The organism is Sorangium sp. So ce1014, assembly GCF_051521505.1.
Classification (GTDB): domain Bacteria; phylum Myxococcota_A; class Polyangia; order Polyangiales; family Polyangiaceae; genus Sorangium.
In genome coordinates, this window is the sequence record NZ_CP150356.1 from 11992596 (window position 1) to 12012830 (window position 20235).

Here is a 20235-nt window from a genome sequence, read left to right on the forward strand (position 1 = left end):
CCAGGCGGCGCGGGACTCAATCAGCGCTGCGTCTCGCTGACCGGGTGCTCGGGGCCGGGCCGCCCTTCCGCCAGCGTGTCCCCGAGGCGCTCCTGCGTCAGCCCCGGGCTGCTCGACAGCCGGGTCTCCGCGTGCGGGTCGTCCGAGCGGGCGACCGACTCGGTGTGCGCCGTCGCGGGGCGCGCCTCGCTCAGGGGGTGATGGCTGCCGGGCCTTCCTGAGGCGAGCGTCGAGCCCTGACCGACGTCGGGCGGCGGCGCTGCGTGCAGCGGCCGCGGCGGGGGCGCTCCGGCCGCGCGCGGCGTGAAGAGGTCCGTCAGGTCCGGCAGGTGCCGCTGGAGCCGCAGGCGCTCGGCCTCGGGCAGCGCCTCGCCGATCACCTGGCACACGGCCTGGGCGTGCTCCATGCCGAAGCTGCGTGGCGCGCCCTCGCGACGGGCAACGCGGTCGTAGAGCTCATCGCGATCGAAGTCGCCCTGGTACGCCACGCCGCGCACCGCGGCGGCGACCGGCCCCGGCAGCCTGCCCGCGACCGCGGCCGCCTCGTGCTCCAGCAGCCTCTCGCCCAGCGTCCGCGCGGTCGCCACGATCGCGCGCTCGGCCTCGTCACGGCCCTCCAAACCGGCGCGGCGCTGCACCTCCTCGACGAAGCGCTCGTATTCCATGATGCACCTCCTTGCTGAGCGCGATCTTGCGACGCCCGGGCCACGGCGGAACCCGGCGAGCCGTCGAACACGCGACGCAAGCCGCCGTCGTGATGAGCCCCTGGGCGTTCCGCCGACCTGCAGGTCGCGCCTGCCGGGTCCGGACCCCCCGCGCGCGAGCCTCTATGCGGCGCGCCGCACGAGGGCGCGGCGGCCGCGGTCGGTCAGGGCGAAGTGGCCGTCGACGAGGCCCTCGGCGACGAGCTCGCGCGCCCAGCGCCAGGGCGGCTCGCTGCCCGGGCGCTCGAACCAGGCGCGCAGGGCGTCGAGCGCCTCGGCGGGCAGCTCGAAGTGCTCGCGGAAGGGCGGGAGCGTGCCGACCCGGAGCACCGTGCCCCCCGGATCGGCCGCGAGATCGAGGCCGAGGCGCCGATCGTAGACGGCGCCGTCGACCTCGATGTGCACGTCGCCGGCTTTCTCGCGCGCGACGGCCTCGGACCCGACCTCGGATCGGCCGCGGAAGACCAGCGGTGACACCGGCGGCGGCTCGTTCGGCGCCGGGCCGCGCCAGTGCAGGTGATCGCGCCAGGCTTGCCGGAGCGCCTCGTCGGCGATCGCCTCGGTGAGCTCGCGCTCGAAGCGGCCCTCGATCTCGAGCATGCGCGCCTCGAGCTTGCGCCGGATGGACTCGGCGGTCGCCCGCTGGTGCTCGTTGTGAACGTGGTTGTGCTCGTGGACGATCGCCAGCAGCTCGTCGCGGCTGGGCGGTGGCTTGATCATGGGTGCCTCCGCTCCGTCCCTGGGGCCGGCGATCGCCCTCCGCGAGGGATGGATGCGTGAGGGCAGGGATGGAGGCTTCAGCCTCCATCGAAACTTCGTTGTCGAGCGGCCCGGCACGCTCGTGCTCGTCCCGATCTGCGCCGGTACGGGGTCGATCGTGTTCGTCCAGGCCTATGGCGATCCCTATGCGCGCGGCGTGCTCGACGGATGGATGGACAGCTTCCGCTGGACCGACGGGCGCAACCTCACCGCGTGTGACTTTCTCGATCCGAAGTAGCCGCCGCGCGGCCGCGGCGAGGCTGCGGGCCCTCTCACTCTTGCTCGGGCACACCCCCCGAGAAGCGCGCGGGCAACGGAAGATTGACGCCCTCGGACAGGTTGCCCTTGCCGGGGACGTGGTTGATCTCGAGCCGGATGCCGTCCGGATCCTCGAACACGATCGAGTAGTAGCCGGACGCCCACGCGCCCTCCTGCGGCGCGTGCACGAGCTTGCCGCCGAGCGCGGCGAGCGTGCCCTCGAAGAACTCGTGGAACGCGTCGATATCCTCGCGGCTGCGGGCGCGGAAGCACAGGTGGTGCAGGCCGGGCTTGTACTGGTGAAAGCGGGTGCCGGCGTGCTCCGGGCTCACGGGGCGAATCAGCAGGCCGGTCTTGCCGCCGATGTAATAGAGCGTGGGGCGTTCGCTCTCGCTGCCCGGATCGTCGTACTGGCACTGCATCTCGAAGTGCTCGCACAGCGCGCGATAGAACGCGCGGCTGCGCGGGAAGTCGGTGACCGATAGCTGGATATGGGCAATTCCGGCGAGGTTCATGGCGATCAGTGTAGCCAGGATCTCCATCGAGTCGCCGGGGAAGATCGTGAAGTGGCGACGCGCTCCCGGAGGCGACTGTGACGAGCGCGAAGGACGTGGCCCACGCGGAGCGCCCGGAGGCTCGGCCTGCAACAAACGAACAGAATGTTTCCAATGGATTGGCGTGGAGTCCAGCCTGCGGGCGGCGCTGCTGCACGTTCCTCTCCGGATGCGCCGGGCCGGAGGCGCCGAGCGCGGCGGAGCAGGGTTCAACGAGCGGCTAAAGCGCCACCTGAAAGCGTCCCAGCAGGGCGCGGCGGCAGCGCGCGAGGGAGAAGAGAATATGGCATCGAGACAGAAGAGGATCCTGGTCATCGGCAAGAGGGCCGATATTCTCGAGCGGGCCGTGGCAGCGCTGAACAAGCAGGGGCACGCGGCGGCCGGCACGGTGAGCGAGTCACCGGACACGGAGTTCCACGCCGGCGACTTCGACCTCATCACCCTCGGCGGCGGCGTGGACGCCGCCACCCGGGAGCGCCTCCACGCGCGCTTCAAGGAGCAGAACAAGGACGTGATGGTGCTCGACGTGTACGCCCCGATCGCCGCCCAGCAGATCGCCTGGGCGCTCAGGAGATCTTCGGTCGAGGGAGAGCTCGGGAGCGCCTTCTCGGTGACCGAGGGGGATGACGCGATCGTCGCGCGCGCGACGATCGAGCGCGCCTGTACGCTGCGCCTCGACATCTACAGCTACCCCGGCTCCGTCCTGGAGCCGGAGGTCGCGCGCCTCGTCGACACCCCCGTCACCCCGGGAACGCACGAGTTCAGGTTCGAGAGCGAGCGCGCGCGTGACGGGTTCATGGCGGTGCTGACCTTGAACGGCGAGGAGCACCACCTGCACCGCCTGCGATAGCGCCCGCGATGAGCGGGACCCGCACCCCGCGCGCTCGCCGGAACAAACATGGATGCACCGGCTGAGCCCGCAGGCGCCCCGCCGGGGACCCGTTGAACATGCCGCGCTCCGGCGCCACGGAGCTCGCGCCCGCGCGAGGCCACGGCGACGAGATGCACAGGATGCATGACGGACATGCAGCTTTTGGTTTGGCAACACTATTTACTATGATCCAGATGTCCGTCGGATCGACGCCGAGCGCCGCGCCGCCGCGGGCGAGCTGGCTCGCCGTGATCGACCTTTCACGCCGCACGTCCGCCCCGCGCGCGTGGGGCTCCGCATCTCCGAGAAAGGCAGTATGTTGGACAACCGCATCTCGTCGACGCAAGTCACGTCTCGTCGCGCCCGGCGCGCCGCCCGTCACGGCGACGCTCTGGCCCTCTTGCTCCTCGGCGCCCTCGGCCCGGTCGCCGGCTGCTCCGACGACGAGCTCGCGCTCGAGACGCCGATCGAGGCCTCCGCTCAGGAGCTCACGAGCATCCCCAATATCCCGGACGAAGCGCTCCAGAAGACCCTGGCGCCCATCCGAGCTCTCGAGGTCCCTGGCAGGGTCTACATGAAATCCGTCGAGGAGACGTTCGCCGGATCGGGGACCTTCTCGCAGGTCGTTCACGTCTATCAACCCGACGCGAACGGAGAGAGGATCCGGTTCGAGCTCGCCGCGAAGACAGCGACGGGACAGGTGGACACGAGCCACAGGTTCGAGTCCGTCAAGGTCACCTCGCGCCCGGGAGAGCCGGACCAGAGCGAGCAAACGCTGTCGAACAGCAGCGGCCAGCGCGTGTACGAGCTCTCCAGCTCACGCCAGGGCTGGTATCGCTTCGAGCTCAGGTACGTCGCCCCGAACGCGGGCCGCACCCTGAGCTTCAAGGCCACCGACGTCTCCGGGAGCTCCTTGAAGATCGTCTGGGTCGACCCCCCGAGCGCCGCCGTGCAGGTCCGCGCCAGGGTCGCCGTGGACAGCTCGGCGTCCCCCGTGTTCCTCAAGGGAGGCGCCTACCGGAACACGGACCCCAACCAGTTCGCCCATGCCGACAACGTGAAGCTGAACGGCAACCTGCTCTATCGTCGCGGGTTCGATCAGGGCCGTTACAACTTCCCGCTCGGGCAACTGAACGCAGCGGAGCATACGCTCGAGTTCTCGCTGACCGCCAGCGGCTACGATCCTGCCAAGTTCTGGTTCGGCGTCAGCGAGGAGAGCTTCGCGCCGACGGCCGCCAAGACGAGCTGGGACCGGGTCCAGCTCCTCTACCACGGCGCGATGCGCACGGGCGACTATGACGCCTGGAGCGAGGGAGTGGCCTTCGCGCAGGGCGCCACGGTCACGAACGGGGTCCGTCCTCCGCCCGTCCGCCGCGGCACGACGTTCTCGGTGGCCGTCGAGGACTCCAGCCTGAACGGCGCCACGCAGAACGCGACGCTGCGGATCCTCTCGGACGCCACGGGCGCCGAGGTCCCCTGGGCGAAGTCACTGCCCGCCGAGGTCGACTACAGGGGAGGGATCTTCACGGGCGGCGCGTTCTCCAGCCGGAACCGCGAGCACTGGCGGATCACCGCTCCGAGCGACGCGCCCATCGGACGCTACCTGGTGCGCGCCTTCGCCCCTTCGGGCGCCAGGATCGGCCAGGACGTCGTGTTTTACGTGATCCACAACCCCTATCCGCTCGTCGCCAGCGGCGCCATCTCCAAGGCAGAGCTCGAGACGTATGGCTACGACGAGGACGAGGACGGCGTCACGCTGCACGGCGGGTACGGCAGCGATCAGGACAGCCTGCGCGACCACTTCACGGTGCTCTACGAGTGGTCGCCGCCGTACGACGTGCACACGAAGCTCACCGCGGCGTTCCGCCGGACGGCAGACGAGTCGACGTTCTCGTTCCTGGATCACGCGGTGGCGGCAGCGCAGGGGACCACGAGCGAGTTCGAGTCCATGCGCCGGCTCTATCGCCTCGTCACGCAGCGTTACCGGTACAGCCAGGCGACAAACCAGGGCGACGTGTCGTCCATCTTCCTGAGCGATGGACTGGATCCCGCTGAATCGCTCCAGTACGGGAAGCCGGGCTCGCAGCTTGGCTGGGAGGACGGAATCAACGGCGTCCAGTGCTACGATTACGCTCCTGTCCTGGCGGCCATCGCCCGCAGCGCGGGTGTGCTTTCCCGGGTCGTGTCGAGCGACGGCTTCCTCGGCGGCTGGGGGAACCATTTCTTCACGGAGGCGTACATCCCGGGCGTGCCCCTGCACGGCGGCAAGACGGAGAACAGCAGCTCGAGCCCGGACAGCGACGCCGATCCCTGGTACGCGTTCGATGCCACCAACCCCGATGCCTCGGGCAACACCCCGTATCAATTTCTCTGGGAGCGCTACTCGGAGGGGATCGCGCCGAGGGCGCAGTACGGCAGGGCGGCGTTCGTGCTCTCGGGATACAAGCCTGGCGGCACGACGACGAACACCGTCACCTGGGATCCGCTGGGCCCCACGGACGACGTCGGCGCGGACGACGTCCTGTCGCTGCAAGCCGAGTACGAGTCCGGACCGGACTTCTGGCTGACGGCGAGCGGCGTCACGGGCTTCCTCGGGCGCGGCGAGAAGGACGTCTATCGCATCAGCAAGGCGACTACCGGGGCAAGGGCGGTCTCCGTCAGGACGCTGCCGGGTGGCGGGGACACCTTGCAGCCCTCGCTCTGCGTGGGGCCCTACGTCGATCCCAGCGGCCCCCCCGTCGAGAACGAGCCCGGCATGGCGCCCAGGTGGACCGCCTCCGTGCCGGCGCGTTGCGCGGATCGGGCGACGACCTATCCGCTTCCCGAGGGGGAGTCGTACGTGGTCGTCTTCCACGACCATGGTCAGCCGGAGGACGCCTATCCCAACCCGGACGACAGGCTCACGCTGGGAGACTCTGTCCAGTACGTCCTCGAGCTTCAGTACTGAACCTGCCGGGCGTTCGTCGCGGGCCCGCACGTCAGCGTGGACCGGGGCGCTCCTCCGTCAGCCGCGCGAGGATACGCGCCAGCTCGGCGCGCTCGCCTGCAAGTTCAGCGGAAACCTGTACGTCGGCGATCCCAACGGTGGCGGCTCGAACCGCAAATCGATCCTCGCCGCCTGCGAGCAGTCGCTCCGCCGGCTGCGCACCGACTACATCGATCTCTACTGGCTGCACAACTGGGACAAGCTGACGCCGATCGAGGAGACCATGGCGGCGCTACAGGACCTCGTCCAGGCGGGGAAGGTCCGCTACATCGGCGTGTCCGACGCCCCGGCGTGGAAGGTGACACAAGGGCAGCTCATCGCCCAGTTCCGCGGATGGGCGCCGTTCATCGGGCTACAGATCGAGTACTCGCTCCTCGAGAGGACGGTCGAAGGGGAGCTCATTCCCATGGCCGAGGAGCTCGGGGTGGCGGTGACGCCGTGGTCGCCCTTGAAGAGCGGGATCCTGAGCGGCAAGTACACGCGGAAGAACGGCGCGACCGTCAAGCCGGAGGGGCGGCAGTGGGCCGCGGGCTTCCTCGACGAGAAGAGCTATGTCGTGATCGACGAGCTCGAACGGATCGCCAAGGAGCTCGACACAACGGTCGCTCGCGTGGCCCTCGCCTGGGTGCAGGCACGCCCGGCGGTGTCGTCCACGATCATCGGGGCGCGCACGCTGGCGCAGCTCGACGACAACGTGAAGGCGCTGGAGGTGAAGCTCGCGCCGGAGCAGACGGCAGCGCTCGACGCCCTCACCAAGCCGAAGCTGAACTTCCCGGCCGAGTTTCTCGAGATTGCGCGGATGATCCAGGCCGGGGGGACGACGATCAACGGTCAACCCTCGCAACTCATCCCCTTCGGCGTCACGAAGAAGGGGGATCACTACTGACGAAGGTCGACGGGCTCGAGCTCCACGCGGGCCGCGTTGCGGATCTCGCTCACGGCCTCGTGCCTGCGCCGGTGGCTCAGGAGCCGGTCGTTGCGAGCAGCTCCCAGGCGTCGCCGACGGATGCAGCGCGGCGGATCCAGCGGTCCAGCTCGGCGAGGTCGGTGCTCGCGAGGACGCGCTCCCGGACCTCGGCAGGGACCTCCAGCCCGCGGGCCTCGAGGAAGGCCAGCACGTCGTGCGCCTTGGCTTCGAGGATCCCCTGCTCCCGGCCCTTTTCCATGCCCTCCTTCCGGCCCTTTTCCATGCCCTCCTTCCGGCCCTTGGCCGCGTAGCTGCGCGCGAACTCACTCTGAAACTCGTATCCGCTCTTCATCATCGCCTCCAACGTCCGCCTCGCCGCACCGTTCAGCGAGGATAGCACCAGGTCCCCGTACACGGCGCGGCGCTCCTCATCGAGCCCGGCCGCCGCCCCCAGGAACGCCACGCCGATCGCCTCCCCCGCCTTCCCCCGCCCATGCGCCATGGCCGAGAGCACGACCACCTCGGGCGCCGCCTTCGCCTGCTCGGCGTCGGTGACGACCGGGACGCCCGCCGGCCCGAGCACCAGCGGCGTCAGCGTCCAGCCGGGGTGGCCCGCGTCGATCGGCCGCGAGCACCACCGCGCGATCTCCGGGTCGATCGTGACGATCAGCAGCCACGTCGGGCAGCGGTGCCGGGCCCTGGTCTGGATGACGTACACCGGCCAGACGTAGGGCTTGTCCGGGTCCACGCCGAGCTGGACCTCGACGACGATGGCCATCGCGGGCCGCTGCTGCTCGCCGAGCAGCATCACGAGGATGACGTCCGCCCGGCGGTCCGAGGGCACGATCTCGGCGAGGTCGGAGGACTCGACGCGCGCCTCCGTGTAGGTCGGGACCGGCTGGCCGAGCGCGTCCTGCAGCATCTCGGCGGCCAGCGTCGGCCGGTTCTTGAACAGCTCCACCAGGGCTTCATGGGTCACGGAGGGCATCGGGTCGTCTCTCGGGTGGTTGCAGCCATGCTGAATTCTCGAGCGGCGCGCCAAACCCATGCGTACGGGCCGCAGGGGCCGGAGCAGCCGCCTCCACCTCTTCAATTCCGGGCACCTCCCTCGAGTGGTCACGCCGTGTGACCTGCGTGCCGGGTCTTGCTCCGGGGTTGACCCCGCAGGCTTCGACGATGGACGTTCCATCGCGGAATGATGGCCGACCCATCATTCCACGGTGGCGAAGCCATCATCGACCTTGAACCAGCCAGGAGGACTCCATGGCCCCCCGAACGACGACGAAGAAGAAGAGCTCCAGGCCCACCACGTATCGGAGCCTGTTCGACCAGCGGATGGTGGTCGGCGAGGAAGGAAAGCGCGGCAAGTTCGGGAAGTTCCGGCGAAGATGACGTATCATCCCCGTGTTGAGGTGAGCTCGATGGAGGGACAGTTCTTTGGTGAAGGCCAGTCCAGGGCGTTCGAAGCGCTGCGATCCTGGCACGAAGCGGGGCGCCCCTCGGCGTGCGTCGTCCATGGTCCCTCCGGCGCCGGGAAGAGCACCGTGGTTGAACGCTTCTTCTGCTCGATCACGGGTCCTGGCACCCTGAAGCTCCTCGTCCACGCCGGACGCGTATCTGGCGCGGCCTTCGAGGAGGAAGCGCTCGCGCGGCTCTCGGCCGGCCCGTGGCCCGAAGGCACGGGATATGACGAGGTTCACTTCGGTGTCCGCACGAGCCTCGTGAATCGGATCATGAACTGGGACGGCGAGGACGGCCAGCCGCAGCTCTTGATTGGCTTGATCGCGCCTGACGCTTGTGTGGACTGGCCGGATGACCCTCGCCGCTCGGTGCTGGACGAGCCAGGCCCCGCCGCGCGTGTGCTGGTGGCGGTCTCCGGCACGCGCGACGTCGCCGAGCGGTGGGCAGAGCGGCTTGGTCTCCGCGCCGCGCACGTGATGTATGTTTCGGTCGACGGATTTCGCCTGGAGGACATCGATCCATCTCGCCGCGACCCTCTCGCCTGGGCGGCGGTCGACGGTCCAGGTCCACGCGCCCATGTGGACGCGATCGCGAGATCGCTCCGCGATCGCGGTGCGGCGCCGCTGGAAGCGCTCATGACGACCCTCGCGTGCGCATTCGCGCCGCTCGACGTTACCGAGCTGGCGCCGCTCCTCGGCGCGCAGGTCGCCGAGGTGACCGGTTGGCTCGACACGCACCGCGAGGCCGTTGAGCCGGTTCTGCAATGGCGTGAAGAGGGTCACCGGATTCGCTTTCGTCATGAAACCCTGCGCGCCGCCTGGGCGGACGGGCACCAGGAGCACGTCGCGCTCGCTGAGCAGCGGTTCGCCGAGGCTGCCCGAGCGCTCGTTCGCACCTGGGAGAGCGTCGACACAGCCGAGAGGGGCGCGGTCACCTACCTCCGCCGGTACGCCGGCGACCACCTCGTCTCCTCCGGCGCACCGCGCGCCGATCTCCTTCCGCTCTGCGCACCGCAATGGGCATGGCCGCGCTCGCGCGAGGATCTCGCGGCGCGTCGGGCGGAGCTGCGACGCGTGCGACGCTCGATGTCGGCGCCGCTCGGCGCCTCGGACGCCACGGAGATCCCGCCCGACGCGCTGTCGAGCTTCGTGACGGTCGCGCTCGCGCAGGGCGCGCTCGCAACGCTGCACCGCGCGTGGCCTCCTGAAGCCGACCAGGCCGATGAGGAGGCGTGGAACGATACGGAGCGGGCGCTCGCCGTCTCGCTCTTCGCTCTCGCGGCGCGCGCCTCTCCCTCGCTGCGCGCCAGCATCGAGGCGCGCGCGCTCGACGTCGTGAGGCGGACAGGCGCGGCGTGGCGCGGCGACGGCTGGGAAGATGCGCTCGTATTGCTCAACGCGGCCCGCGCGGCGTCGGGCGACGAGGCGTCGACGTTCGCGCGGTGGGCGATCTCGGCCACGTGGCGCGCAGAAGGAGGGCCCGACAGCTCCTTGAGCGCGTGGCTCACGGCCGCCGACTTCCTGCCCCAATCCGAGGCTGAAGCGCTCGTCCAGCAAGCCGTCGAGCGCGCGCTGTCGAGCGCGAAGCCGGGGCAGGCGCTCGCGCGGCTCGCCGCGGCGGAGGGGATCGGCCAGAACCAGGCGCTCGCGCGGCTCGCCACGGCGGCGGTGTCTCTTCCGCCGACGTCCCGAGCGAACGCGCTGGCGCCCCTCTTACCGGTGCTGCCCGAGGAGGAGCGGGCCCGCGCTGTCTCGATGTCCTTCGATGCGTTCCTTGCCGACCACGACGAGGACGCCGAGAGGCACGACACCGACGCGTGCACCGCGGCCCTGCTTCCCTTCCTCGGGCAGGCGGAGCTCTCCAGGCTGCTGGACGAGGCCCTCCCGCCCCCTTCCGCGCTGGCTGTGCGGTTTGCCGAGCTCGGCGCTCCGGAACGCGCGCTCGGCATCATCCGAGAGCTCTGTGGCAGCGGCATCTTCGCCGCTCGTCCGCTGCTCTGCGCCGCAGCGGCGGAGGGAGGCCGCTCCCTCGTGCAAGCGGCGCGCGACGCCGTGGCATCGCTGGATCCCCCGTGGGCCGCCGCGGGGCTCGTGTGTGATCACGCGGCCGAGGCGATCCAGGTGCTCGGGCTCGATGCCGCGGTGGAGATCGCCGAGCGAGGCGGCGGAGGTGGCTCGGAGGCCGCTCGCATCATGGCCCTCGCGGCGCTCTGTCTCGCCGCCCCCGAGCCGTCGCGCCCCGCGCTCGCCGCGCGTGCTGTCGCTGCTTACCAGGACGACCGGGGTACCGAGGGCCTGGAGAGCGTGGTGCGCTGCGCTCCCTGGATGTCGCTCGCGACGGCGGCAAGGCTGTTCGTCGTGAGCCTCGGGGACGCGGCGGAGGACGTCACGCTCGTCTCGACCCTGAGCCGCTGGGGCGGCGTGGAGCAGCTTGCGCCCCTCATCGCGCGCGTCGGCGGAGATGACGTGCTCGCCGCCGTCGCCAGCGTCCTCCCCGAGGCGCTCCGGTGGATCTCGCGGAAAAAGGGCGATTAGAAGGCGCCTTCTGGACGAGCTCCCGGAGGCTGGCTGTGCAGTGAAGGCGGCATCCTTCGATGCACGGGTAAGTGGTTGATGAGCAACCCGACCCGGATTGGGGCGACCCGGGTCGGGATAGCCGCCGCGTTCGCCGCGTCCAGCCGGCCATGCTGCGCCCGCACGACGCCCTGGTGATACCCTACCGCCTGAGCCCCACCGACAGAGCCGCGACGCGAAAATCCGGCGATGATCCAGCCGCGGCGCGGATCCGGTCGGACCCGACGGGGTTGACAGCCGCCCCCGTGCGGCGACACATGGGCTTGTGGCTCGCACCGCTCCCGTACCCAACATCCCCGCCATTCCGGGCATGAACCCGGGCACCTGGATCATGGGAGGCGGCGGAGGCGGCGGCGAAGGAAACGGGCGAGGTGGTAGCGGACGCGGCGGTAAACAGGGGGTCGGCGGCAAGAATGGCGGCAACGGCGCGAGCGGCGGCGGCAAGGACGCGGGCTCCTGCGGGCAGGGCAGCGGTGGCGGATGCCCGAACCCGAGCCACGGCGGTCGCGGCACCCAGGCGGGGGATCCCGTCGACCCGATCACCGGGCGCGTCTACACCACCGCTGTCGTCGATCTCGCGCTGCCCGGCACCATCCCGCTCGTCATCACCCGCAGCTACAGCAGCACTCTGGCCCACGAGGATCTCGGCCTCGGTTTCGGCTGGACCCACGCGCTCGCCTGGACCATCGACGAGCGCCGCCGCTCGATCCTCGTGATCGAGCCCGGCGCGAACCCGACAGAGACGCCGCGCCCAGTCGAGGGGGCGTCGATGCGCCTGCCCTGCGGCAAGCTTACCCGACACCCCTGGGGCTACGCGATCGATCGAAATGGGCTCGCGTACCTCTTCGGCGAGCCCGAGGGCTCGCGGTGGAGGCTGTCGCGCATCGTCGACCGGCGCGGCAATGCGATCAGCCTCCATTATGAACGTGGCAAGCTCGCGACCGTCCTCGACAGCGTGGGCAGGGTGGTCACGGTGCGCAGGCACCCGGACGGACACATCGCCGCCTTCGAGGTCAAGAATGCGAAGGCCCAGGGCCGCCGGGTCTCCTTCCGCACGTACGTGTACAACGACCGAGGCGACCTGGTCGCGGCCATCGATGGCGAGGGCCATCCGACGCGCTACGAGTACGACGATGACCACCGCCTTCTCCGGCGCGCCGAGCCCGGCGGGCTGATCGCCGAGTTCCGCTACGACCGGGAAGGCCGCTGCCACGAGAGCTGGTGTCACCGCGAAGGCAATGACGGACTCGACGCCTCGATCCCCGAGTTCCTCGCCGATCACACCACGCGGGCCAAGGGCTTGCTCCACGTGCGCCTCGAGGTTGGCCTCGACAGCACGGAAGTCGTCACCTCGCGCGGCATCCGGCGCGTACACGGCAATGCGCTCGACCAGCCCACGCTGGTCACCTGGTCACGGGGCGTGCACAGCTACGCGTACGACGAGGCGGGCGAGCCTATCGAGTACATCGACGCGCTCGGCCACGCCACACGCGCCGAGCGGGACGGCGAGGGCCGCCTGCTGCGATCCGTCGATCCCACCGGAGCGGTGACGGAGTATGTGTACGACGAGCGCGGAGACGTCGTGGAGATGCGCGACGCGCTGGGTGGCGCCGCCCGGTATGAGCGCGACGCCTGGGGCGACGTACTCTCCGTGCATGACGAGCTGGGGCTGGTCGTCGCCTTCGCTTACGACGCCCGCGGCCTCCTCGTCAGCGCCACCCTGCCGAACGGCGGCGTCACCCGCATGGACTACGACGCCCTCGCCAACCGGATTTCCGTCGTCGAGCCGCACGGCGCCACGCGCCACATTCGGTACGACTACCTGGGCCGCGTGGTGGGCTTCACCGACGAGCGCGGGCTTCAGACGTTGTTCACCTATGACGCCTGCGGTCGCACCCGCAGCATGCGCACCCCCGGCGGTGCTGAGGTCGTCTACGAGTACGACGCCGACGGCAACGTCTCGCGCATGCAGGACGCCGACGGACGCGCGACCCTGCTCCGCTGGGGAGGCATTGGCGTGGTCACGGAGGTCGTGCGGCCCGATGGTCAGATCGTCCGGTATCGCTACGACCGCGAGCAAGACCTGTCACGGATCATCAACGAGGTCGGCGAAGAGCACGTTTATGAGCGCGACACCGAGGGACGCATCGTTGGCGAGCGCACCTTCGACGGCCGCGCCATGTCCTACCGGCTCGACGCCATGGGACAGATCGTCGCTGTCCGCGAGGGCGCGCGCCCGACGGAGCTCACGTACGATCCCTGCGGCCGCCTCGTCGAGCGGAGCTTCTCGGACGGGCGCGTCGAGCGGATCGAGCACGACGCGCTCGGCCGCGTCGTCCACGTCGAGAGCGGCGACAGCGCCTGCGAGTACACCTACGATGCGCGCGGCCGGATGGTGCGCGAGAGGCTCACCGATCGCGGCGCCATCACCACCATCGAGACTGCGTACGATGTAATGGGCAAGGCCGTACGCGCGGAGGGCCCGTTCGGCGCGATCGCGGTCGAGCGCGACGTTGCCGGCCGCCCCGTGCGGATCCATCACGGCGACGTCGCGCCGATACAGCTCCAATGTGACCCCACTGGCCGCGTCCTCGAGCAGATATTGCCCGGCGGCGGACGCATCGCTCAGGGCTTCACACCCGACGGCATGCTCGCCCGCGTGCAGGTCCTGAGCCCCAGGGCAGCGCCGCAAGTCAGGCCGGGCGAGCCGGCGTGGGTCGGTCCGAACCCCCTCGGAGAGACCTTCGCGCGCAGCTATCACTACTCCCCGGCCAGCCTGCTCGCGGCCGTTGACGACGCGAGCGGCGGCCGCGTCGAGCTCCGGCGCGACGCGAACGGGCGTGTCGCCGAGAAGCGTCGTGTTCAGGGAGTGCAGCACGCCCTGGCCGAGTCGTACGGCTACGGCGCGAGCGGCGATCTTCATGAGTCGGCCGCCCCACGCGAGTACGCTCCCGGAGGCCGCGTCGTCCGGCGGGGCGAGGTCGAGTACGCCTACGACGCGCTGGGACGCGTGTCGCACAAGCGGGCACCCGACGGGAAAGCCTGGTCGTTCACCTGGGCCGACGACGACCGGCTCATGGCCGTGCGCCTGCCCGATGGGCGGACGGTCCGCTTCGCGTACGATCCGTTCGCGCGGCGGACCGAGAAGTGCGTCGAGCGCGACGGACGCATCGAGAGCGTGACCCGCTACGCCTGGTACGGCGACGCCCTCGTGCGCGAGCTCCACGAGACTGCGCGCGCGGCGGGCGATCCCATCGTCGAGGAGCGGACCTATGTCGTGCTGCCAGGGACCGTGCTGCCTCTGGCGCAGCGCGAGACCAGGGCCGGGCAACCGCCGGAGCTGCTGTACTACGTTGAAGGCCCGAACGGCGCGCCCGAGGCGCTGATCGCGAGCAACGGGACCCTGATCGAGACCCTCGCCCCGACCCTCTATGGGCGGGTCGATGGCGAGCCCAGGACCCCGCTTCGCTTCCCGGGCCAGTACGCAGACGAGGAGACCGGGATCCATTACAACTGGCATCGTTATTACGATCCCGAGACGGGCTGTTATCTGAGCCCGGAGCCGCTGCGCATCGAGGGCAGCCTCAAGCCCTACGCTTATGTCGATAACATGCCGGCCGAGCACGTCGATATCGACGCGCTCGTTCGCTGCACGCTCACGCGCACCGTCGGGGACCCGATCACGAGGAGCAGCGGCGGAAGTCCGAGCAGGCTTCATCCGGCAGTCGAGAGAGCATTGCCGCGGCAGCCCGCCCGGCACCCGATGGAGCCGCAGCCTGCGGAGCAGTGCGCCGAGCCCCACGTGCTGAGCGAACATCTCCGGGAGTGGGAGCAGCGGACCGGCAGGTCATGCACACCGGGTCAGCCCGGGTGGCGGCGCAACCTTCGCGCAGCGGTCGGCGAGGTGCAGGGCATGCAGTCCGAGACCGGGACCAGCAACATCCCGGCTTGCCCTAACTGTTCCCAGCTCATCCCTCGGCTGTGGACCATGGCGGGCCGCAAGCCGCCACGCCCGAGCGAGGTCAGCGGGGCCATGAACCCGCAGAACCCGACGTACCACAGCAACCCGAGCAACCGCCTCACACGACCGAACCGCCCGGGAGGCATCCAGAACGTGGGTACCTGGAGCGTGGTGGGCGATCGGTTCCAGAGGGTTACCTAGCGATGAGCGCTGTCCATGGCTTCTCCGAGGCCCTCTCCGCGCTGGCCGACCGCGCGCCCATCCGCCGCGCCTGTGACCGCCGCACGCTCGCGAAGCTCGCGCCGCCCGGCTGCCCGCCCCGCTGGACCGACGCGGCGGACCTGCTCCTCGCGCTGACCCAGGGCCGTGGCCTGCCCCTCCTTGGCGACTACGACTTCGGCGCCCTCGCCGAGTTCGACTGCAGCGTCCGTCGCCGCCGCTCTGGCCCGCCCGACCTGGTGATCGCAAGGCACGCCTCGGGCCGGCGCGTGCTCCTGACCCAGCGGGAGGGCACTGTGTACCTCGGCAGGTACGAGAAGCTCCTCTGCAACGATCTGCGCGCGTTCCTGGAACGCATCGCCGCCGAGCTCTCGCCCACGCCCGCCCTGTACGGCTTCTCGATCCACTGGCGCGCAGGCGACGAGGCCAGGAAGCTCGCGACCAAGCTCCGCGTCACGGAGAACGGCGCCGCATCGGCGCCGCACGACGCGTGCTGGTCGGACGACCGCTGGTTCATCGTCCGGGATCGCGCCGCCGCCCGCCGCTTCGAGGACCTGCCCGCGCTGCTCGCCGCCGCCCGCGCTGCCGGCGCGGAGATCGGCCTTCACGACGGCCGCGCCGGGGCGATGCTCGTCGAGGATCTCCAGCGCGTACCCCCGGGTGCCCAGCTCCACCAGGCGATCGGCATCGCGGAGATCTCCATTCGAATCGCCGAAGGCCGGCGGATCGAGCAGGCCCTCCATTACGGGGACGTCGCCACCGAGCGAGCGGAATGGGAGGACGGCGAGCTCCTCGTGCAGCGCACGCGTCCGGCGACCGAGCTGTTTGCCCCGATCCCCGAGCTGCAAGAATACCTGTTCGCCCGGCGTATCCACCGCCTGGATCGCTTCCGGCGCTCCGAGGAGGATCTGCGTAGGCTCTTCAGCGACGACCTTTGGCCCATCCTCTCCTCGGTGGAGCGGGACCACGGCGGCGTCATCGCGGAAGATGATTTCGCGCCGTGGAGTCTGCTCGGCGTGGCGCCGCTCATCGCGCCTGGATATATCGCGGCGACCGTCCCGGGCAACCAGCGGATCAAGGACATCCAGGGCAAGCCGGTGCGCCAGATAGGCAAGGTCGACAAGATGCGCTGGCTCTGCATCGACGAGGAGGGGCGCTGCTACGTGACAGGAAGCCTCGGCGAGGACCTGGAGCCCGGCGGCGACGACCTCGAGTCGACGTTGCTGCGCCTCGCGCTCGACTGGAAGCTCCAGCGCTGGCGCACCGAGACCAGCATGGGCGGGTTCCTCCAGCCCGCCGACGCCGAGCGCCTGCTCACGGAGCTGCATGGCGCGGTCGAGCGAAAGCTTGACACCTTCGGGCACACCCATCATGCCGGCCCCGGCTTCGTGCTGCGGCACCGCAAGGCGGCGCTGGGCCAGGGCCCCTACTTTCAGCTCATCGCCACCTCGACCAAGCGCTTCTGCGAGCTCCTGCACCCACTCGCCGCCGAAGGCCGTCCCGTGCGCGTCCTGCAGGACACCGAGTCCTTCCCGACCGACGAGGAACTCGCCGCATGCGCCCGCGCAGGGGTGGCCATCTCCGATCACTAACCCAGGGCAGGTCCCGCGGTTGAGGCTTGACGCCTCCGAAGCGCCTGGACTTGCTTAGGCGCCAAACCTCCGCAGCCGAAGGAGTTCACCGTGTCGATCAAGGACCATCTCTCCCTCTCGCCCAAGGTCAGGAAAGCGCTCGCCGACGGCCGGCCGGTGGTGGCGCTGGAATCGACCATCATCACGCACGGCATGCCTTATCCGCAGAACCTCGAGATGGCGCAGCGCGTGGAGGCGGTAGTCCGCTCGAACGGGGCCGTGCCGGCGACGATCGCCATCATGGACGGCAAGCTCAAGGTGGGCGTGAAGGCGGAAGAGATCGAGCGGCTGGCCAAGGCGGGCGGCAAGGCGGCGAAGGCGTCGCGGCGCGACGTGGCGGCGCTTCTGGTCTCGGGCGCGATGGCCGGAACGACGGTGGCGACCACGATGATGACGGCGGCCTGGGCCGGTATCCGGGTGTTCGCCACGGGCGGCATCGGCGGCGTGCATCGCGGGGCGGAGACGACCTTCGACATCTCCGCCGACCTCGAGGAGCTGCGTCAGACGCAGGTGGCGGTGGTCTGCGCGGGGGCCAAGTCGATCCTCGACATTCCCAAGACGCTGGAGACACTCGAAACCAATGGCGTGCCGGTCCTGGGCTACAAGACGGAGGATTTCCCGGCCTTCTGGGCGCGGCAGAGCGGGCAGAAGGTGGATCACAGGGTCGAGGGCGCCAAGGAAGCGGCCAGGGTCATCGCGCTGCAGTTCGAGCTCGGCATGGGTGGGGTCCTGGTGGCCAACCCGATCCCCGAAAGCCATGCCATGGACGCCAAGGCGATGGAGGCGCGGATCGAGGAGGCGATCCAGGGCGCCGAGGCAGAGGGCGTGAGCCGCAAGGACCTGACGCCGTTCCTCTTGAAGCGCATCTTCGAGCTCACCGAGGGCAAGAGCCTCATCGCCAATATCGCTCTGGTCGAGAACAACGCGGCAGTGGCGGCGGAAATCGCGGTGGCGATGAGCAAGCTCGGGGCCAAGCCCAGGGCAAAGCCGAAGGCCAAGGCATGAGCGAGGCCGACGTGCTGGACGAGAGGGCATGAGCGCGGCGCCGCGATCGCGCTCCGTGCACTGGCTCGATCACGCGGCCGCCGTCCTGTCGCGCCGCCGCCGGCTGTTCGCGGGCGGCTGGGGAGACGAGGGGGTGCTCGGCCGGGTGCCGGCCGTCGCGCGGTTCGCGGAGCCGCCACGCGCGGCGGAGGTCACCTGGGGTCGAGGGCGGCGAGCAGGGCCCCTCGAGGTGACCGACGGCTGGTTTGCGGCCGCGTGCCCCGGGCTGCCGCCCTGCGCGAGCACGGCGTTCGTGCGCCGCATCGCGCCGGCGGCGCCCGAGCGGGGCCGCCGGCGGCCGGTCTACGTGGCGCTGGCGGCGTCCGGCGAGGAGGGCTTCGCGGCCCGGACGCGGCTGTGGCGGCCGCTCGCCGCGCGCGAGGGCATCGAGGTGATCCTGCTGGAGAACGCCATGTACGGGCTGCGCCGGCCCGCGGGGCAGCGCGCCACGGCCATCCGCACGGTGGCCGAGCATCTGCTGATGAACCTCGCGACGGTGGAGGAGACGCGGGCGCTCGTGGAGCACCTCGCCCGCGAGGGGTACGAGCGCATCGGCGTCGTCGGCTTCAGCATGGGCGGGGTGTCGGCCGCGCTGGCGGCGGCGGTGACGGCGCGGCCGCTCGCGGTGGCGGTCCTCGGCGCGGGGCGCAGCGTCGTGCCGGTGTTCACCGAGGGGATGCTGTCGGTCAGCATCGAGTTCGAGGCGCTGGGCGGGGCGCCGGCGGCGCGGGCGCGGCTCGGAGCGCTGTTCGGCGCCGCGGATCTCGACCGCCACCCGGCGCCGCGGCGGTCCGATGCCGTGGTCATCGTGGGCGGGCGCCACGACGGGTACGTGTTCCCCGAGCAGGTCGAGGAGCTCCACGCGCTCTGGAGGGCGAGCGAGCTGCGGTGGCTCGACACCGGGCACGCGGGTGCGGTCGTCTATCAAGGGGAGGCGCTCCGGCGCGCGGCGGTCGACGCGATGGAGCGGCTGGGGCCGTAGCGTCGGAGCGACAGCGCGAGCCGACCCTGGTTGGGTCGCGCCTACTCCAACCCGGGTTGGCTCACCACTGACAGGTTTTCACCATGGGGATGTTCGACGGGTATACGCCGGTAAACGCTGGCGATCTCGTGGCCGCAGTCTTCACCGATCACCCCCGCCCGATCAGAGCCCTCCGAGCATGGTCGTCGCCACGCACCGCCCGTTCCTGCACGTCGCGCCCGCGGCGGGCTCGAAGGCGCAGCCGACGACCGGGCAGCGCGGCGGGCGCGTGCAGGTCTTCTCGAAATTCGCCTCGAACGCGGCGCGGTGGTCGCGGTGGATCGCGTGCCGGCATCCGCACGACCACCCGCAACAACCCGCAGGCTCCGGGCACGACAGCACGCAGTCGGTGGGGCTCTGGCAGGCATAGGGGTCGCTCGACGGGGGCGTGCTCTGCGAAGGGACGGAGGGCGGCGGGGAGCTCGGCGGTGACTGCGGGCGCGCAGCCCCAGGCACATCGAGGACAGCCTCCGCGGTGCAGACGGACACGGTCGCGGTGCGCACGCCGGCGTGCACCACGTGCTGGCCCGGCGGCAGCGCCGAGGTGCACGGAGGCGCGCCTCGGAGCGCGATCGTCGCTTCCGCGATCGGCCGCGCCTCGCCGGGGCCGAGCTCTATACGACGCGCCGAGCTCACGCCCAGGCACGGCCCCGCGTTGCACGTCCCGTAATAATCGTAGCCCGGCCCGAGCCCCTCGAACTCGACGAGCCCGTTCGGGCATCGCTCCGGCAGATCGAGCGCGAGCGGCTGACCGGTCGCGTTCTCGGCCACCACGCGGAGCAGCCGTCGCTCCCCGGCGACCGGCGTGATGTCGAGGCGGAGCCTCACCGCGCATTGTAGCCCGTGCGCGCCGCCCGGATCGATCCTCATCGGCAGGGCCGGAGGCGCGTTGGGCTCCGGCGGCTCCTCCGGCATATACGCCCCGGCGCTCCCGCCCAGGTTGGGGCCGCCCGTATTGGGGGCGCCTGCATAGACCACGCGGCCCGAAGGGGGTTCTTGAACGCACCCCAGGGCCGAGGCGAGGATGAGCAGCGAGAGAATACGAGTCGATTGATTGATGAGCATCTGCGCCTCTTCGCCCGATCGGCGAGCGGGCCGCCGTGCGCGCCCCTGCGGCCGTCGCCGGCTCCCCGCCGTTCGGTTCGTCGCGTTCGACGCGAGCATACCCAAGAACGACGCCGATTTGCCGCTGATGCCTTCTGAGCCGGTATTCTATTGTGATTCTCGTTCCTTACGGCCGCGCGCGTTCGGCGCTGTCGGGTCGGATGGCGTAACGCCCGGCCCTC

General features: G+C 70.5%; 15 protein-coding genes. 10 read left to right on the forward strand and 5 right to left on the reverse strand.

Going from position 1 to position 20235, the window contains the following annotated elements:
• Positions 1–20: 20 nt before the first annotated feature.
• Both WME75_RS45195 and WME75_RS45200 read right to left on the reverse strand, forming a co-directional pair.
• The gene (locus WME75_RS45195; RefSeq protein ID WP_437484499.1) at positions 21–665 is read right to left on the reverse strand and encodes a DUF2267 domain-containing protein; all 645 of its coding nucleotides are present in this window, start codon (positions 663–665) and stop codon (positions 21–23) included.
• A gap of 162 nt (positions 666–827) precedes the next feature.
• The gene (locus tag WME75_RS45200; RefSeq protein ID WP_437484501.1) at positions 828–1424 is read right to left on the reverse strand and encodes a hypothetical protein; all 597 of its coding nucleotides are present in this window, start codon (positions 1422–1424) and stop codon (positions 828–830) included.
• Between WME75_RS45200 and WME75_RS45205 the strand changes: the two genes are divergently transcribed.
• Positions 1423–1701 (forward strand): hypothetical protein, encoded by a 279-nt coding sequence (locus WME75_RS45205; RefSeq protein ID WP_437484503.1) that lies wholly within the window; start codon positions 1423–1425, stop codon positions 1699–1701. The genes WME75_RS45200 and WME75_RS45205 overlap by 2 nt on opposite strands.
• Before the next feature lie 34 nt (positions 1702–1735).
• Here the strand turns inward: WME75_RS45205 and WME75_RS45210 are convergent, their stop codons facing one another.
• Positions 1736–2236 (reverse strand): VOC family protein, encoded by a 501-nt coding sequence (locus tag WME75_RS45210; RefSeq protein ID WP_437484504.1) that lies wholly within the window; start codon positions 2234–2236, stop codon positions 1736–1738.
• A gap of 322 nt (positions 2237–2558) precedes the next feature.
• Between WME75_RS45210 and WME75_RS45215 the strand changes: the two genes are divergently transcribed.
• The 3 genes from WME75_RS45215 to WME75_RS45225 all read left to right on the forward strand — a co-directional run bounded on the left by WME75_RS45215 (position 2559) and on the right by WME75_RS45225 (position 7018).
• Complete coding sequence (locus WME75_RS45215) at positions 2559–3125, forward strand: hypothetical protein (protein WP_437484506.1); 567 nt, start codon at positions 2559–2561, stop codon at positions 3123–3125.
• A 337-nt stretch (positions 3126–3462) separates the two neighbouring features.
• Complete coding sequence (locus WME75_RS45220) at positions 3463–6093, forward strand: transglutaminase-like domain-containing protein (RefSeq protein WP_437484508.1); 2631 nt, start codon at positions 3463–3465, stop codon at positions 6091–6093.
• Entirely contained in the window at positions 6005–7018 is a 1014-nt protein-coding gene (locus WME75_RS45225; RefSeq protein WP_437484510.1) for an aldo/keto reductase, read from the forward strand. The genes WME75_RS45220 and WME75_RS45225 overlap by 89 nt, the downstream gene beginning before the upstream one ends.
• 76 nt (positions 7019–7094) lie before the next feature.
• On the opposite strand, the gene WME75_RS45230 is transcribed toward WME75_RS45225, so the two are convergent.
• Entirely contained in the window at positions 7095–8027 is a 933-nt protein-coding gene (locus WME75_RS45230) for a hypothetical protein (protein ID WP_437484512.1), read from the reverse strand.
• 275 nt (positions 8028–8302) lie between these two features.
• On the opposite strand from WME75_RS45230, the gene WME75_RS45235 reads away from it, so the two are divergent.
• From WME75_RS45235 to WME75_RS45260, 6 genes are all read left to right on the forward strand, one after another.
• Positions 8303–8431 carry a hypothetical protein gene (locus WME75_RS45235; protein ID WP_437484514.1) on the forward strand — a complete coding sequence of 43 codons (129 nt, stop codon included), beginning with the start codon at positions 8303–8305 and terminating at the stop codon, positions 8429–8431.
• Positions 8432–8583: 152 nt separating this feature from the next.
• Positions 8584–11034 carry a hypothetical protein gene (locus tag WME75_RS45240; protein ID WP_437484515.1) on the forward strand — a complete coding sequence of 817 codons (2451 nt, stop codon included), beginning with the start codon at positions 8584–8586 and terminating at the stop codon, positions 11032–11034.
• Between the two features lie 349 nt (positions 11035–11383).
• A complete protein-coding gene (locus WME75_RS45245) occupies positions 11384–15235 on the forward strand; it encodes an RHS repeat-associated core domain-containing protein (RefSeq protein WP_437484517.1) in 3852 nt (1283 codons plus the stop codon).
• Between the two features lie 2 nt (positions 15236–15237).
• Positions 15238–16845 (forward strand): hypothetical protein, encoded by a 1608-nt coding sequence (locus tag WME75_RS45250; protein ID WP_437484519.1) that lies wholly within the window; start codon positions 15238–15240, stop codon positions 16843–16845.
• Between the two features lie 90 nt (positions 16846–16935).
• A complete protein-coding gene (locus tag WME75_RS45255; RefSeq protein WP_437484521.1) occupies positions 16936–17889 on the forward strand; it encodes a pseudouridine-5'-phosphate glycosidase in 954 nt (317 codons plus the stop codon).
• A 28-nt stretch (positions 17890–17917) separates the two neighbouring features.
• Positions 17918–18910, forward strand: a complete 993-nt coding sequence (locus WME75_RS45260) for an alpha/beta hydrolase family protein (protein WP_437484523.1) — start codon at positions 17918–17920, stop codon at positions 18908–18910.
• Between the two features lie 162 nt (positions 18911–19072).
• Here WME75_RS45260 and WME75_RS45265 read toward each other — a convergent pair whose 3' ends face one another.
• Complete coding sequence (locus tag WME75_RS45265; RefSeq protein ID WP_437484525.1) at positions 19073–20014, reverse strand: hypothetical protein; 942 nt, start codon at positions 20012–20014, stop codon at positions 19073–19075.
• Between the last annotated feature and the right edge of the window lie 221 nt (positions 20015–20235).